This window comes from Glaciimonas sp. PAMC28666 (assembly GCF_016917355.1).
Taxonomy (GTDB): Bacteria; Pseudomonadota; Gammaproteobacteria; order Burkholderiales; family Burkholderiaceae_D; genus Glaciimonas.
Genome location: NZ_CP070304.1, coordinates 3,301,243 through 3,318,564, shown reverse-complemented (window position 1 = coordinate 3,318,564; position 17,322 = coordinate 3,301,243). Strand labels below are relative to the sequence as shown.

The following is a 17,322-nucleotide window of genomic DNA, read 5'->3' as shown; positions in this document are numbered from 1 at the left end:
GTTACTCGTATAACAACACGTACGTGGCTACCCTTCCCTTCTATGCCGGGCAGTCCTTTTGGTCGTCCCACGAAAGACCTTCTTTCTAACTTAACCTGCTAGCCTCGTCGCTTTCAGCGCTGGCCTGATTTAATTGCGCTATAGCGTCAACGTCCAACTTCAGGCGCGTGGCAGCGATTAAGTCGTCCAGCTGCGCTAACGTAGTCGCACTCGCAATCGGTGCGGTAATACTTGGCCGCTCCATTAACCAAGCCAACGCGACCTGCGCTGGATTGGCATCCAGACGAGCAGCAACCTGATCGAGCGCGGACAAAATGCGTAAGCCGCGCGGATCAAGATAGCGCTTTACCGCTTGTCCGCGCGGGCTTTTCCCCAAGTCCTTTTCGCTTCGATATTTCCCGCTTAGAAAGCCACTGGCTAATCCGTAATAACTGATGACTCCTATCCCGCGTTGCAGCACTAATGGCTCCAACGTCTTCTCATACTCTGCGCGATCGTACAAATTATATTCAGGCTGCAAGGACTGATAACTTGGATAGTTTTCCGCTTTGCTTAGCTCCATTGCTTCCAATAATCGCGGCGCAGAATAGTTGGACGCGCCGATAACCCGCACCTTTCCTTGCTTGATTAAGCGCGCGTAAGCATCCAATGTTTCGGCCAATGGCGTCGAAGGGTCATCTTCATGTGATTGATAGAGGTCGATATAATCCGTATTCAACCGCCTCAGCGAAGCTTCAACTGCTTCTTGAATATACGCTTTGCTCAGCCCTTTCAGGCTTTCACCCATCGCCATCCCTACCTTCGTAGCGATGATTATTTGGTCTCGCTTTCCGCTACGTTTTACCCAGTTGCCTAGGATTGTCTCGGACTCTCCTCCTTGATGGCCCGGCACCCAACGCGAATAAACATCTGCGGTATCAATAAAATTCAATCCTGCATCGACCAATTTATCGAGCAGAAGAAACGAGGTCGATTCATCAATTGTCCAGCCGAAGACATTTCCCCCAAAAGTCAGAGATGGTACATGCAACGGGGAGTTACCTAGACGTCGTGTCATCGTAGAATTAGCCGTGTTCATAGCGGGGATATCCTATCAAGGGTAGACATTTAGTTTACCGCCTTCGCTTAAAACGCGCAGAACGTAGCCAGCCAGGTGGCGGACGATAGCCATAAACGCAAAAAACCCGGCAATTGTGAAAGGCAATGCGCCTTACACACTTGACGGGTTTGACACCAGTTGATTTGACAGAAACGGCAGCGAAAAAATGTTCGCCAGCCGAATCAAATACAAATCAAGCGTTTCTCAATTAAGAATCGCGCGATGCTTTTTTACGATCTGTTTCTTTCAAATGACGCTTACGCAAACGAATGCTCTTCGGTGTTACTTCGACCAATTCATCATCTTCAATGAATTCAACCGCGTATTCCAAAGACATCTGGATCGGCGTTACCAGACGCACTGCTTCATCAGTACCTGACGAACGCACGTTAGTCAGTTGCTTGCCCTTGATCGGGTTAACGACCAGATCGTTGTCACGTGAGTGAATACCAATGATCATGCCTTCATACACTGGATCATTGTGGCTGACAAACATACGGCCGCGCTCTTGCAGCTTCCAGATAGCGTAAGCAACGGCTGCGCCATCATCTTGTGAAACCAATACGCCATTGCGACGACCGCCCAATTCAGCCTTGGTATTGTCAACTGGTGCGTATTCATCAAACACGTGACTCATCAAGCCAGTGCCGCGTGTCAATGTCATGAATTCGCCCTGGAAACCGATCAGGCCACGCGCAGGAATACGGTACTCAAGACGAACACGGCCTTTGCCATCCGGTTCCATGTTTTGCAAATCACCGCGACGGCGACCCAATTCTTCCATGACGCCGCCCTGGTTCGCTTCTTCGACATCGACGGTCAGGTTTTCATACGGCTCCTGACGGACACCATCAACCATTTTGTAGACAACGCGAGGACGCGAAACAGCCAACTCGAAACCTTCACGACGCATGTTTTCGATCAGGATCGTCAGATGCAATTCGCCGCGACCCGAAACTTCATAGGTCGAATCGTCATTTTCAGCCGGGACCACGCGTAAAGCCATGTTGCCCTTCAATTCACGGTCGAGACGGTCACGAATCTGACGTGTCGTTACGAATTTGCCTTCACGTCCTGCCAATGGTGAGTTATTGACCATGAAATTCATCGTCAATGTTGGCTCATCCACTTTTAGCATCGGCAGGCCTTTTGGCGCATCAGGAGCACAAATAGTGGTGCCGATACCGATCTCTTCAATACCGTTGATCAGAACGATGTCGCCAGCCAGTGCTTCGTCAACCAATACACGGTCCAAACCTTTGAATGTCAGTACCTGGTTGATACGCGCGCGGGTCGGCTTGTCATCCGGACCGTTCAGGAGAACGACATCTTGCAACGCTCTGACGCGTCCGCTCAAGATACGGCCAACGCCGATCTTACCAACGTAAGACGAATATTCCAGCGAAGTAATTTGCAATTGCAACGGACCATCCGGATCGTCTTCGCGTGCAGGAACGTGCTCTAACACCGCGTCGAACAACGGTGTCATTGTGCCTTCGCGTACTGTCGGATCCAGGCTGGCGTAACCGTTCAAGGCCGAAGCGTAGACAACTGGGAAGTCAAGTTGCTCTTCGGTCGCACCCAGCTTGTCGAACAATTCGAAAGTCGCGTTGATGGCCCACTCTGCACGAGCAGTCGGACGATCAATTTTATTGATGACAACGATCGGCTTGAGGCCCAGTTCCAGTGCTTTACGCGTAACGAAACGCGTTTGTGGCATTGGTCCTTCCGACGCATCCACCAGCAGCAACACGCTGTCAACCATTGACAACACGCGCTCAACTTCACCACCGAAGTCGGCATGGCCCGGGGTATCAACGATGTTGATATGTGTGCCTTCGTATTCGACCGCGCAGTTTTTCGACAGAATCGTAATGCCGCGCTCTTTTTCAATATCGTTCGAATCCATGACGCGCGCATCAACGTGCTGATTGTCGCGGAAGGTACCGGATTGACGCAAAAGTTGGTCGACCAAAGTGGTTTTACCATGATCGACGTGAGCAATAATGGCAATGTTGCGGATAGCGCGTTTTATGTTTGACATATTGTTATGGATATAGAGGAATTCAGTAAGGAATTCGGTAATTAACGCAGCAAGTGCGCGGTAAAAGCCCGCGCAGTACAAACCCTGAGAGGCCTGGAAAATGCAACGGAATTCGGGAGACCCAGCATTATAACATGATGCAGTGCAAGAACTAGCAAAAGCCTTTTAACTTCAAAGGGTTGGAATGTGTAGTTTTGCTTTATTTTTTTAAAAATACAATGTCTTTAACACCAGACCGCGTATCAGTTATTGCTATTTTTTAAGGCGGTCGACACCAATCGTTCGGGTGCCAGGACACCATAGTCATGAAATTGGGCGGTGCCTAATAATTGTTGGACGGTTGCTTCGCCCGCCTGCCCCGTATCCGACTTTTCCAGATACACGCGCACGCGACCGGTGCCTGAAGGAAGCGGAACACCTTCTTTAACCAGTGTCAGACGCTGACCTTGCAAAAACCGCTGCGCCAAAGGCTCCGTCAACACAACTGCCGGAAATGTCAGCAAAAGACTATCTACTGACGCCAATAACGGCGTCCGCTCATCCTCCGGTATTGCGGTCAGTGCGTCCAGAGTCAGACAACCCGACAACGTTAAATGACCCACCTGAGTCCGTCGTAATGCGTTCAGATGCGCACCACAACCCAGCGCAGCGCCAATATCTTCGCCCAATACGCGGATATAAGTACCTTTACTGCAGACCACCCGCACCTTTAAATACGGCGCCTGATAATCAATAAATTCAAGCAGATGAATCGTGACGTCACGCGCTTCACGCTCCAATGTGATACCGGCACGCGCATATTCGTACAATGGCTTGCCGTCGCGCTTGAGGGCAGAATACATTGGAGGAACCTGTTTGATATCGCCGCGAAATTGCGCTAACGCAGTCTCGATTTGTTCTTTTGTAACATCGACACCACGGGTCGCCAGTACCTCCCCCTCGGTATCTCCGGTCGTCGTAGTCTGACCCAGATGGATCACTGCTTCATACGTTTTGTCAGCATCCAGTAAATCTTGCGCAAACTTGGTCGCCTCACCAAAACACAACGGCAACACCCCGGTTGCAAACGGATCCAGCGTGCCCGTATGGCCGGCTTTCATTGCATTCATCAAGCGCTTGGCTTTGATCAGTGCATCGTTACTGGACCAACCGACAGCTTTGTCTAGCAACAATACGCCATCGAGAGGCACACGAATTCTTTTGGGCGAGGTTGATGCCATGAGGTGGTGGTCTTTGAAGGTGCTACGACATATCTGACATGGCGTGGCGGGATGAGTGAAACAATATCAATAAGATAAGACAAGATAACCACGGTCGCCGTTTCGAGCGAACGGCGCCACGAGATAAGTCTGCGACTGACGCTATTCGGCGGCCAACGCGGCTTTAATCTTCGCCATCGTCCTTGGCGCGAGTTGCGTTTGCCAATGCTATTAGCTGCGACATCTGAGCACCGCGTGCGGTCGAATTATCATGATGAAAATGCAACGCCGGTAATGTATGAATTGTCAGACGTCGGCCTAACTGATTCCGCAAGAAACCGGCCGCTTGCGTCAAGCCAGCCACTGTCAGGCGAATTGCTTCGGGATCGTCGTTGAGCATCGTAAAAAACACTTTGGCATGCGCATAATCAGCCGTCACTTGTACCTCGGTGATGGTGATCATTCCTACACGCGGGTCTTTTAATTCGAATACGATAATTTCCGACAAATCGCGCTGGATCTGGTCGGCGACACGCAGTCCGCGTCCTGGGATGGATTTACTATGTTTAGCCATATCTCTACTAAGCCGTATCTTTCACTAATTGACTACTTTAAAAACTGTTTAACTTCCAGAATACACCAAAAGGAAATCGGGCACGAAGCCCGATTTCCCTGATTTGAACCACCTGATGTGAATCACCAGTTGTGAATCACCAGATGTGTTACCTGCACACTTTCATGTGCATGCTACATCTGTGATTTACGCTTAAAAATTATAGCGTCCGTGCAATTTCTTCGACTTCAAAGATTTCGAGTTGATCGCCTTCTTTGATATCGTTAAAGTTTTTCAGAGTCAGACCGCATTCGAAGCCGAACTTCACTTCTTTAACGTCGTCTTTGAAGCGCTTCAGTGAGTCCAGTTCGCCTGTCCACAAGACCACGCTATCACGCAGCAATCGTACCGATGCGCCACGCTTGACCAAACCTTCGAGTACATAACAACCGGCAATTGCACCAACTTTGCTGACCAGCAGAACCTGGCGAATTTCGACCAGACCCAACGATTGCTCACGCTTCTCTGGTGACAACATGCCAGACATCGCCGCTTTGATCTCATCTACTGCATCATAAATGATGTTGTAGTAACGCAGATCAACGCCGTTTGCTTCTGCCATCTTGCGCGCTTGTGCATCGGCACGAACGTTAAATCCGATGATGACCGCTTTCGATGCCAGCGCCAGATTGACGTCGGACTCGGTAATACCACCGACTGCAGCATGCACAACCTGAACCCGCACTTCGCTGGTGGACAGTTTTTGCAACGACTGAACCAAAGCCTCTTGCGAACCCTGAACGTCGGTCTTGATGATCATCGGCAGATTTTTGACTTCGCCTTCGGCCATCTGATCGAACATATTTTCCAGCTTGGCGGCTTGTTGCTTAGCCAACTTAACGTCGCGGAACTTACCTTGACGGAACAGACCGATTTCACGCGCTTTGCGTTCGTCGACCATGACCATCACTTCTTCGCCCGCAACCGGAACTTCCGTCAACCCCTGAATCTCAACAGGGATCGAAGGACCGGCTTCGCTAATTGCCTTACCGTTTTCATCCAGCATGGCGCGAACACGACCATAAGCTGAACCAGCGAGGACCACATCACCACGTTTCAATGTACCGGACTGAACCAATATTGTTGCAACCGGACCGCGCCCCTTATCGAGTCGTGCCTCGACCACAAGACCACGTGCTGCTGTGGTAATCGGCGCTTTCAATTCCAGTACTTCAGCTTGCAGCAGAACCTGTTCCAGCAAGGCTTCAATGCCCTCGCCAGTTTTAGCCGAAACGCCAACAAAGGGCGCGTCTCCGCCGTATTCTTCAGGCACTACTTGCTCAGCGATCAATTCTTGCTTAACCCGATCCATGTTGGAACCCGGTTTATCAATCTTGGTCACGGCTACGACGAGCGGTACACCGGCTGCTTTCGCATGGGCAATAGCCTCTTTCGTTTGCGGCATAACACCATCATCGCCAGCAACGACCAAAATTACGATATCGGTCGCTTTCGCACCACGTGCACGCATTGCCGTAAATGCTTCATGGCCGGGAGTATCCAGGAAGGTAATCATGCCACCAGGCGTTTCAACGTGATATGCACCGATGTGTTGCGTAATTCCGCCCGCTTCACCAGATGCCACTTTAGAACGACGGATGTAATCCAGCAGCGAAGTTTTACCATGATCAACGTGACCCATGACAGTCACTACCGGTGCACGAGACACCAATTCTGCATCTGCCTGTTCTTCACCGTCGACCAGCAATGCCTCTGGATCGTCTTCTTTGGCTGCATGCGCTGTGTGACCCATTTCTTCCACCAAAATCATGGAAGTTTCCTGGTCTAACACCTGATTAATGGTGACCATTTGACCGAGTTTCATCAGATGCTTGATCACTTCTGACGCTTTTACTGCCATTTTGTGGGCAAGCTCAGCAACCGTAATGGTTTCAGGAACATACACGTCCTTCACCACCGCTTCAGTCGGTACCTGGAAGTTGGTTTCGTGATCATCACTATGTGAATTACGACGTCCCTTACCACCACTGCGCCAACCATCGCGACCGCCACCAGTGTTGCCACGGGTCTTGATACCGGCGCCGCGTTTTTTAGCGTCATCAGACCAGGTCGAGGAAACATTTGCAGACTTAATCGATTTCTTATCGACGACAACTTTCTTGTCGTCTTTTTTCTCGCCCGGTTTTTTATCCGCAGGCTTGTGTAACGTTCCAGCAGGCGCTGCCTTTACAACCACTGGCGGCGCTACAGGTTCCGGGGCTTTGATGACGCGACGTGGCGCATTCATCATCGCTTTAATCTGGGCGACTTCATCCTGCACTGCTTTACGCGCACGTTCAGTCGCAGCCGATTTTTCCGCAGCTTCCTTGGCAGCTTCCGCTACTTTCTTCTTTGCGTCTTCCGCAGCCACACGCTTCTTCTCTTCCTGCTCGGCATCGTCAGCAGTTTTCACTGGTGCGGGAACCGGCGCAGAAGATGCGGCAACAGGTGCAGCGGCGACAGCGGCTTTCTTGGCGTCTATTTCGGCCTTTTTAGCTTCGCTTTCGACTTTTTTCGCATCGCTTTCGGCCTTTTGCGCAGCTTTTGCCTGCGCTTCTTTCTCGGCTTCAAGTTTTGCCAAATGCTCCTGCTTTTCGCGCAGCTCTACTTCTTGACGCGCCATCAACTCGGCATGCCGACGGGCTTCGTCTGCACGACGCGCCAGTTCAGCTTCATCGACGACCGCAACTGCAGGTTCGGCTGAAACCTCAGGCGTTTCCGCCACAGGTTCATCGCGCTGAACGAAAGTACGTTTTTTACGGACCTCAACCTGGATGGTGCGTGATTTACCTGTCGCATCAGCCTGCTTGATTTCTGTAGTTTCCTTGCGCGTCAGCGTGATTTTCTTTTTCTCGCCATCCGTCACTGCACCGTGCGAACGACGCAGGTGTTCCAGCAGACGATCCTTGTCTTCTTTTGACAGTGAATCATCAGTCGAATCTTTAGAGACACCTGCTGAACGCAATTGCGTCAACAACAAATCTGCAGGCATCTTTAGCTCGGTGGCAAATTGGGCTACATTGTTACTCGCCATTCAGTCCTCTTTTCTATGTGGCGCGGTAGACGACATTGGAACCTCGCGGATCACTTGGCTTCCGCGGTATTCCATGCTTTAGCCTGGAGGGCTTTAGCACGATCATCATACTTGGCATCGATGAGTTTCATCTCATCGTCGGTCACATCTTTAAATTCTTCTTTAATCAATTGACGGGCGCGGTCGGTAGGCAGAGCCAAAATCGCGCCAAATTCGTCATACGCAAGACCAGTGAAGCCAGCCAGAGTCTTGATACCTGCCAAGCCCAACTTACCAGCAACAACACGGTCCATGCCATCAAAATTAGCCAGCGCATCTTCCATGCCTTCCAGGCCTTCTTCCGAGGCAATTGCTTCGGTTACCAATGCATCGCGCGCACGGTTGCGCAATTCATTGACCGTTTCCTCATCAAACGATTCGATTTCCAGCATTTCGGTAATCGGCACGTAAGCGATTTCTTCGAGGCTGGCAAAGCCCTCTTCTACCAGAATGTCTGCGACTTCCTGATCCACATCCAGCTTCTCCATAAAGAGAGCACGGACCGCTGCGGTTTCCACCGCTGATTTATCCGCTGACTCTTCCGCTGTCATGATGTTGATTTGCCAACCGGTCAGCTCAGCCGCCAAACGGACGTTCTGGCCGCCGCGACCAATTGCGATTGCCAGGTTTTCCGCGTCAACAACCACGTCCATCGCGTGCTTTTCTTCGTCCACGACGATAGAAGAGACATTCGCCGGAGCCAGCGCACCGATAACGAATTGCGCAGGATCTTCTGACCACAACACGATATCAACACGCTCGCCACCGAGTTCGCCGGTGACGGCTTGCACGCGTGAACCGCGCATACCAACGCAGGTCCCGATCGGATCGATCCGGCTGTCACTGGTAAACACGGCGATTTTGGCGCGAACGCCAGGATCGCGTGCTGCAGACTTGACTTCGAGCGAACCTTGCTCGATTTCAGGAACTTCCAGCTCGAACAATTTTTTGATGAAATCAGGTGCAGTACGGGAAAGAATGACTTGCGGGCCACGCGCATTGCGGTCAATCCGCAGAATAAACGCACGGACGCGATCACCGATACGCAGATTTTCCTTAGGAATGGTTTGGTCACGCGGTAAGCGTGCTTCTATCTTGCCCGACTCGACAATCGCATCGCCGCGTTCCATCCGCTTGATGGTACCGGTGACCAGTGAATCGCCACGCTCCAAAAAGTCAGCCAGAATCTGTTCGCGCTCGGCGTCACGAATACGCTGCAAAACTACTTGCTTGGTATCCTGTGCGAAACGGCGACCAAAATCAACCGACTCAATCGGCTCTTCGATATGGTCGTCGACTTCAACGTCTTCAATTTGCTCTTTTGCTTCGAACAGCAAAATTTCCTGATCGGGCAATTGCAGACCGGCTTCATCCGGAACAACGTGCCAACGACGGAACGACTCGAATTCGCCTGTTTCACGATCAATCGATACACGAATATCCACGTCACCTTCGTAACGTTTTTTAGTCGCCTGACCAAGTGCATGCTCGAGCGCGCCGAACACCACGTCTCGGTCGACGTTTTTTTCATGCGCGAGCGCATCGACCAACAATAAAATTTCGCGACTCATGCTTTGCGACTCCTAAAATTCACCTGCGGCACCAAGCGTGCCTTGTCAACATCAGCGAGCGTAAAATCCAGCAGCGCTGACGACCCATCGTTTGCTTCAAATTCGAGTTTCAGATTATCGCCATCCGGCGCCTGCAAAATACCTTGAAATGTCTTCCGATGCGCAGCACCCGGCATCGGCAACAGCAACTTGATAATTACTTCTTTGCCAGCAAAGCGGAGATAGTCGGAGTATTTTTTTAACGGACGATCCAAACCCGGCGAAGACACTTCAAGCCGCTCGTAGACGATATTTTCAACAGTCAGGACGTGCAGCAATTGGTGCGTCACTTTTTCGCAGTCTTCGACCGTGATTGCACCTTGCTCGACGTTTTCGGGGGTAATATCGATAAACACACGCAATAAACCACCAGCGGCCTTTTCGAGCTCTACCAATTCGTAGTCCATGCCTACAACGGTTTTTTCAATCAGTTCCAGCAACTGCAAGGCGACTCTCCATTAAATAGCTACGCATACCATCAATTTGAAACCCTGCGCAAATGTTTAGCAAAAAAAAAATGGGCATCAGCCCATCTTCTTATTTCTTGTTATTTGCTGCAGTCTTTCACGCCAATATGCGAAATGACTTTTGTTAACCTATAAATTATAAGCGATCAGCACGGTTCCCGCAATGTGGAAACCGTTTTTTGTTGCGAATCCCTTTTCTTCGATCTTCGCAACCGTTGTCAAATTGAAACTTCGGGCACGCTGTATCTGGATCGAATTCCCGCACCTGTCCAGCGCAATCTCGACGGAAAGCGATACCACTTAACATTAAGCGCACATCGCATCCCCACGAGATATCCGCTATTTACCGCGGACGGCGGCGTGGCGAACCAGGTACACCCTGATAATCCGCGCCCGGCGTTCTGCCGCCCGGACGAGCGGGACGCGTATTGTTATTGCGTCGCTGTCCGGCGTCCGGAAAACCTAAAGCGGTTTGCATTGGATCCGGCTGACGGCTACGCTGACCTTGCGGACGACCGCCTGGTCCTGACCCTTGACCTTGACCTTGACCCTGGCCTTGACTCTGATTAGGTCCGCGACCTTGATTCTGACGCGGCTGCCCGTAACCCTGACCCTGCCCTGGTGCCCGGTTAAAACCAGGGCCCTGGCCCGGATTAGTCGGATAACTGCTACTTGCACGATTACCATTTGGTTCGCGGTCACGCTCTCTTGCATCGTCGCGCCCCTTGTTACCAGCTGCCGGTGAAGCGGTTTTCTCCAGACCATTAGCGGCCATCATGGCGCGTACTGCATTTTCATCCAGCTCTTCCCAGCGACCACGCTTAAGGCCACGCGGCAACGTCATCGCGCCATAACGCGTACGAATCAGACGCGAAACAGTTAGCCCGATGGCTTCAAACATGCGGCGCACTTCACGGTTACGACCTTCGCCGATCGTCACGCGGTACCATTTATTAATTCCCTCACCACCGCCATCAGCGATCTTGGAAAATTGTGCAGTCCCATCGTCTAGCTGAACACCTGCCAGCAACTTTTGGCGCATGCCCTGCTCCAACTCACCCAACGTACGTACTGCGTACTCACGATCAATGTTGTAGCGTGGATGCATCAGCTTATTGGCCAGATCACCAGACGTTGTGAAGAGTAACAAGCCTTCTGTATTGAAATCGAGACGACCAACCGCCAGCCACTTGGCAGCCTTCATGTTAGGAAGACGATCAAATACCGACGGACGACCATCCGGATCGTTATGACTAACGATTTCACCCGATGGCTTGTGGTACACCAACACCCGCGGTGGACGCTTCGACACTTTGCGTTGTAGCAATTTTCCGTTTATACGCACCTGGTCAGTTGGCAATATACGTTGACCGATATGCGCAGGCTCGCCGTTGACGGATACGCGCCCGGCGATAATCAATTCTTCCATATCGCGACGTGAGCCCAGGCCAACGTCAGCGAGAACTTTGTGCAGTTTTGGTGCATCATCTTCCGCGGTCAAATCACGACGGACATTTTTTTGCGGCGCGTTACGACCGGCGCGTTCACCCGCTTCATCTTCGGTGACGAGATCATCAAAATCTTCGGATGTTACAAACGAAAATACTTCATCGGCATCGGCAACGCGCGGGGCACCTTGTGGACCCTTTTGGCCTGGTCGAGCTGGCTGATTATGAGGTTTCTTAGCTTGCTGACGATCCCGCGAGTTCGTGCTCAGACTGTTACCATTGCGACCATCCCGACCGGGCGTGCGACCTTCGCTGCGACCACCGGTGCGTGCATTGCGATCCTGATTACGTTCGCCACGGGGCGCATTCGGAGAACTGGACGGCACTTCACGGTTCCCGTTTGGCTCGGAAGGATCGACTGATTCAGCACTACCAGGACCCGCTGTTGGCTTTAAATAGGGTACCGCAGGCGACTGGGCAGCCAGTTCTTGGGCCCGTGCGGCGCGATTGCTACGTAACGCACGAGGACCACGCACACCACGGCGAGCCGGTTTATCTGTTGTGTTTGTATCTACAGGCGAAGCAACTGGCACAAATGCCGCAGGAGCGCTCACTCCGGGTACGGACGCAGCGGCAGACACTTCAACCACCAGCTTCGGTGCCGCTGGCTTGCGCGGCAATTTTTCGACCGTGAATGTTGCAGGCACCGAGGCAGCTGCAGGAGCGACTTCAATTACCAGTTCTTTTGGCGCAGGTTTCTTACGCGGTGCGCGCTTCACTGGAGCGATCTCGACCGGCTCTTTAGCGGCGAGAGGTTTCGCAACAGTTGCTGCTGCTGCTGTCTTCTTCTGCGCAACCGGCCTGGCAGCCTCTGCACCTTCTACTGAAACACTCGCAACAACCGGCTTAATAGTCGGCATAGTGGTCGGCACAATCGTCGATTTCAACGCTGGCTTCGAAACTGCTTTCTTCGCCACGCCGGTTTTTGCAACTGCTGTTGGCGCAGAAACTGCCTCGGCAACCGCAGCGGTTGCAACAACGGTCTTCGCGGCTGCAGTTTTCTTCGCAGCGGGCTTCGAGGCCGCTACTTCTGCTATTACAGCAGGTGCGGCAACCGCAACCTTCGTAACCGGCTTCCTGGCTACCGGCGTTTTTTCAGCCGGCGCACTGGCAGCAGCGGTTTTTGTCGCCGCAGGTTTGGCAACCGGCGCTTTAGCGGCTGCACGGGCGGCTTTGGGGGCTGCCTCCACTGTCGATGGGGCCTCAACGGGCGCCACTTTACGCGCTCTCGGCTTTTTGGCCGCCTTCGACTCGGGGGAGGTAGCAGTAGCGTCGTTTATCGGCGCATCATTGGAACTAGGTGGATTCATTGTTTAGATCGTAGTTGTGCGGACCGGCCTTGACATCATCATCAGTTGACTCAGGCGTTGGGTCGTTGGTAAAAACTTCATTAGGTGCAACTGATAGTTCAGCCGGCTGTATGTGCACGAGTTCGTCAGAAATGTTTTCCATGACGCCCGGCTCCACTGCATGCTTAGGAGTTGCTTCTGGTATTTCTATGACTGCGGCAACTTCATTGTCTACCGCTCCAATCGGATCATCCGCATTCCGCGGGACGTCGCTCTGATCAACATCACTCACTTCAAACGCGAAGCTATCCTCGCCATTCTTTACATTTGCTGGCTCAGCAAGGACCTCGGGAACATTGTTACTCGTATCCTGTGCTTCCCCACCTGGTACTGCACCGCGGTTTGCCGCCAGATTTGCCTCGAGGTCCGCTTCTAATGCCTGGAGTTCCAGCAACGTCCCTTCTTGCATATCATTTTTGGCAACCTGTTGCAAAGGCGGTAGTTGATCCAGAGATGTCAGACCGAGATCATCGAGAAATTGTTTTGTAGTGGCAAATAAGCCCGGTCGCCCCGGAACGTCACGGTAACCGATAGGCTCAATCCAGCCGCGCTCTTCCAGCATTTTCACGGTCTGAGAATTCACAGTAACGCCGCGAATCTCTTCAATATCTCCACGCGTCACAGGCTGACGATAGGCAATAATGGCCAGAGTTTCAAGGGCCGCACGCGAATATTTAGGCGGCTTCTCCGGATTCATGCGCTCAAGATAAATTTTCATCTCGGGGCGACTTTGAAAGCGCCAGCCAGTGGAGAGTGAAACTACCTCGATACCTTTATCGGACCAATCTGTGCGCAGTTCTTCCAGCATCAATTTGATCGTCGTTGCATCGACTTCACCTTCAACGTCGTCATGCACCACAAAGAGCTTTTTCAGGTCGTTAATTGACAATGGCTCATGGGCACAGAGTAGCGCTGTTTCGAGGACTTTCTTAGCCTCAACAATATCCATGTACGACGTATTGGTTAATTTGTTAATAAATGTGCAGAATATAGGCTCAAAGATGACAATGTGTCGTCTGCGCCCTGATCAAATCGAAACTCGTTGATGCTGCCGTCCGGCGCCCGTTAGAGGAGGTACATAATTGGGCGGGACCAGAACATGATGAGGCGAGATTATCGCTTGCCTTGCATCAGTCGACTCTTTTCTTTCGGATAGCCGATGCTTTTGAAGCTGCGGGACCATTTTTCAAAAGAGATTGCACAGAGTTTAACACAAGCTTTGCAAGAGGATAGGTGGAATTATAGATGTTGTGGTTATTCTCAGGGTGCGGAACCCCCTTAACCCTATCTTAACGCAGGAATTCGGCCGGCTAACAGTTGATTGCGCCTCCGCAAATGTTGGCGGGCAGTTAAAAGCCCGCTTCAACCATTGGGGGAACCGCATCGTTTTTTTAACGACTAACTACCTCGGTAAGTTGAATAGGACCATGGTGAGACCACCAATGGCACGTGGTAGTTCTGCTCAGGGTCCGCAATCCCAAATGCCAGCGTGACCTGATCGACAAAGCGTGGCGTGGGAACAGTCACACCTTGCGCAGCAAAATAATCCCCTGCTGCAAAAATTAGCTCATATTGCCCAGCCTGCATGTCCTCGCCCTGCAGCAAAGGCGCATCGCAACGACCATCGGCGTTCGTCACAACACTTTTCAATAGCGTTTTGCCATTGGCATTGACAAGATATAGCCCGATGCTCACCCCGGCGCCCGGCTTGCCTTGCGTAATATCCAGAACGTGCGTACTCAACTTTCCCATTATGTTTTCCTTGGATCAACGACAAAAAGTAAATTCAGATTAAATGATATACCGCAGACTGAAGGTCAATATACTATTCCGGATATATTAATAATGACCACAGGCACCATAATCCAAACATCACCTTCCAGCGCCAGGTCAACTTGAAAAAGATGAGACTTTTTCCGGATCATCCTCTGCACAACTTTGTGTCAAGAAGCGCCCCTTGCATGACGGCAAACGGCCATGATGCGCCGGTGAAGTGCACAGCAGACTCCGAATCAAGTCTATTTTGTGCGGGAATGACAGGCCAACTGATAAGAGATATCTAAAAATAACGCTATGAATATGCCTAATAATTATCCTCGTGATCTGATCGGCTATGGCCGCACTCCTCCACATCCGCACTGGCCTTGCCAAGCGCGCGTGGCTTTGCAATTCGTCCTCAATTATGAAGAAGGTAGCGAAAATTGCGTGTTGGATGGAGATGCTGGTTCAGAAACGTTCCTGTCGGAAATCATTGGTGCACAGAGCTTCGCGGATCGTCATATGAGCATGGAATCGTTATATGAATATGGTTCCCGGGCTGGATTGTGGCGCTTGTTGCGATTATTCGAGGAGCGTAAGCTACCGCTGACGGTTTTTGGCGTGGCGCGGGCGCTCCAACGCAACCTGGAAGCCACGGCTGCTTTTCAGGAGCTTGGTCACGAAATCGCTTGCCATGGCTTGCGCTGGATCAGCTATCAGAATATTGACGAAGTTACCGAACGTGCACATATCGCTGAAGCGGTTGCCATCATCAAGCAATTAACCGGTACTGCGCCGCTGGGATGGTACACGGGACGCGACTCCCCCAATACACGCAAATTGGTCATGGAGCACGGCGGCTTTAGCTATGACGCGGACAATTATGGCGACGACCTGCCATTCTGGGAACAAGTGACACTCAGTGGCCCCGACGGCAAAACGATCACGAAACCGCAACTCATCATCCCTTACACGCTGGATACCAACGACATGCGTTTTGCGGCCGCTCAGGGCTTTAATTCCGGCACGCAATTTTTCGACTATCTGAAAGATGCATTTGATGTGCTCTACAAGGAAGGCGATCCTGAAGGATTAAACCAGCCAAAGATGCTGTCAATCGGCTTGCATTGCCGTATGGTTGGACGGCCGGCACGGGCTGCGGCGTTAGCGCGATTTTTGGATTACGTGCAGTCACACGACAAGGTCTGGGTTGCGCGCCGCATTGACATCGCCGATCACTGGCGCGCTACGCATCCCAACTAGACAGCGCTTCGCTTGTTAAGTCTTTCGAATCACGGGACATTTTTCACCCGTCGTGGCGGCTCCACGTCCAGAAATAAGTAGTTGTAACGGCAGTAGAAATAACCACCCTGGCACCGCAGTACTTGCTTTAAAACAAGACGGCGAGCAATTGCCAACACTCACAAAATCAGGAGACAAAATGCACCATAACTGCATTACGGATAAAACACGCCAAAAAATAAATATTTTGCAAATCGCCGCCCTTTTAGGCAGTGCCGCGGCAATTCCAGCAATGGCACAAACCACGGTTAATGTGACCGGCCTGGTCGACACTTATCTCGGTTCGATGAAATATAGCGGCGACAGCAATCGTACCAGCGCCGTCAATAGTGGCGGCATGACGACCTCCTGGTTTGGCTTCAACGGGTCCGAAGATTTGGGAGATGGGCTAAAGGCCAATTTCAAACTAACGTCTTTTTTCCGCGCGGATACAGGCGAGTCCGGTCGTTTTGCCGGAAATGAAACCTTCTTCTCACGCGATGCAAATGTCGGTTTATCCGGCAATTTCGGCCAAGTATCTCTGGGCCGCGATCTGGCGCCTAACTTTCTGCCGTCAATCCTGTTCAATCCTTTCGGCGACTCCTTTGCATTCTCGCCCCTCATTCTGCACATGGATGTGCCTTGGTTCAACGCATCGGGCTGGACCAACACCACCGCTGGCGATACCGGGTGGAGTAATGAAATTATTTATACCACTCCCGTGTTCGCCGGTCTGAAAGCCAACTTACATTATCAGTTCGGTGAGCAAGCCGGGCAAACCGGTCGAAACAATATCGGCGCGAATGTGTTGTATTTCAATGGCCCCTTGGCATTGACGGCGTTTTATCAACGCGTCAAAGTGAATAATCCGTTAGAACTTTCACCGGGCAACGTACAGCCTGCAACCAATATTCCGCTACCGACGGGTGAATTTGCAACCCGTCAATCAGCCTGGTTTTTAGGCGCAAGCTATGAGTTCACCCTCGCTAAATTGTTTGCGACTTACCAGAAGACCACGCAGGACATTGATTTGGAAGATAAGACTTTGCAACTCGGTACTAGCATTCCGCTGGGTAAAGGCGCAATTCTCGCATCTTGGGCGAATACAAAACGTGACGGAAGTGCTATCGGTCAGCCCTTGAAACGCAACACCACATCGGTCGGCTATGACTACAATCTATCCAAACGCACCGACGTTTACGCGATATATATGGTCGATAAAATTACGGATCAGAGTACTGGAAACAGCTTGGGGCTTGGCATCCGGCATCGCTTCTGATCGAAATAGTATCCGTATTTAAACGTCGAAAAAGCGAAAGGC

12 protein-coding genes are annotated in these 17,322 nt (G+C 51.5%); 2 read left to right on the top strand and 10 right to left on the bottom strand.

What is annotated here, in order from left to right; all coding sequences use genetic code 11:
- Positions 1-85: 85 nt before the first annotated feature.
- The 10 genes from JQN73_RS14205 to uraH all read right to left on the bottom strand — a co-directional run bounded on the left by JQN73_RS14205 (position 86) and on the right by uraH (position 14,714).
- Positions 86-1,078 (bottom strand): aldo/keto reductase, encoded by a 993-nt coding sequence (locus JQN73_RS14205; RefSeq protein WP_240162271.1) that lies wholly within the window; start codon positions 1,076-1,078, stop codon positions 86-88.
- 229 nt (positions 1,079-1,307) lie between these two features.
- Positions 1,308-3,143, bottom strand: a complete 1,836-nt coding sequence (gene typA / locus JQN73_RS14200; protein WP_205319528.1) for a translational GTPase TypA — start codon at positions 3,141-3,143, stop codon at positions 1,308-1,310.
- A 242-nt stretch (positions 3,144-3,385) separates the two neighbouring features.
- Positions 3,386-4,363, bottom strand: a complete 978-nt coding sequence (truB, locus tag JQN73_RS14195) for a tRNA pseudouridine(55) synthase TruB (RefSeq protein WP_205319527.1) — start codon at positions 4,361-4,363, stop codon at positions 3,386-3,388.
- Positions 4,364-4,526: 163 nt separating this feature from the next.
- Positions 4,527-4,916 carry a 30S ribosome-binding factor RbfA gene (gene rbfA / locus JQN73_RS14190; protein ID WP_205319526.1) on the bottom strand — a complete coding sequence of 130 codons (390 nt, stop codon included), beginning with the start codon at positions 4,914-4,916 and terminating at the stop codon, positions 4,527-4,529.
- Between the two features lie 199 nt (positions 4,917-5,115).
- Complete coding sequence (gene infB / locus JQN73_RS14185) at positions 5,116-7,989, bottom strand: translation initiation factor IF-2 (protein ID WP_205319525.1); 2,874 nt, start codon at positions 7,987-7,989, stop codon at positions 5,116-5,118.
- 50 nt (positions 7,990-8,039) lie between these two features.
- Positions 8,040-9,599: a transcription termination factor NusA gene (gene nusA / locus JQN73_RS14180; protein WP_205319524.1), complete on the bottom strand. Its 1,560-nt coding sequence runs from the start codon at positions 9,597-9,599 to the stop codon at positions 8,040-8,042.
- Positions 9,596-10,084 (bottom strand): ribosome maturation factor RimP, encoded by a 489-nt coding sequence (gene rimP, locus JQN73_RS14175; RefSeq protein ID WP_205319523.1) that lies wholly within the window; start codon positions 10,082-10,084, stop codon positions 9,596-9,598. The genes nusA and rimP overlap by 4 nt, the downstream gene beginning before the upstream one ends.
- A gap of 364 nt (positions 10,085-10,448) precedes the next feature.
- Positions 10,449-12,923, bottom strand: coding sequence for a 23S rRNA pseudouridine(2605) synthase RluB (gene rluB, locus JQN73_RS14170; RefSeq protein ID WP_205319522.1), 2,475 nt, complete (start codon positions 12,921-12,923; stop codon positions 10,449-10,451).
- Entirely contained in the window at positions 12,910-13,911 is a 1,002-nt protein-coding gene (gene scpB / locus JQN73_RS14165) for an SMC-Scp complex subunit ScpB (protein WP_205319521.1), read from the bottom strand. The genes rluB and scpB overlap by 14 nt, the downstream gene beginning before the upstream one ends.
- Positions 13,912-14,360: 449 nt before the next feature.
- The gene (gene uraH, locus JQN73_RS14160) at positions 14,361-14,714 is read right to left on the bottom strand and encodes a hydroxyisourate hydrolase (RefSeq protein WP_205319520.1); all 354 of its coding nucleotides are present in this window, start codon (positions 14,712-14,714) and stop codon (positions 14,361-14,363) included.
- A 321-nt stretch (positions 14,715-15,035) separates the two neighbouring features.
- On the opposite strand from uraH, the gene puuE reads away from it, so the two are divergent.
- A complete protein-coding gene (gene puuE / locus JQN73_RS14155; RefSeq protein ID WP_205319519.1) occupies positions 15,036-15,983 on the top strand; it encodes an allantoinase PuuE in 948 nt (315 codons plus the stop codon).
- Positions 15,984-16,161: 178 nt separating this feature from the next.
- Positions 16,162-17,280, top strand: a complete 1,119-nt coding sequence (locus JQN73_RS14150; protein ID WP_205319518.1) for a porin — start codon at positions 16,162-16,164, stop codon at positions 17,278-17,280.
- The last annotated feature ends 42 nt before the right edge of the window (positions 17,281-17,322 follow it).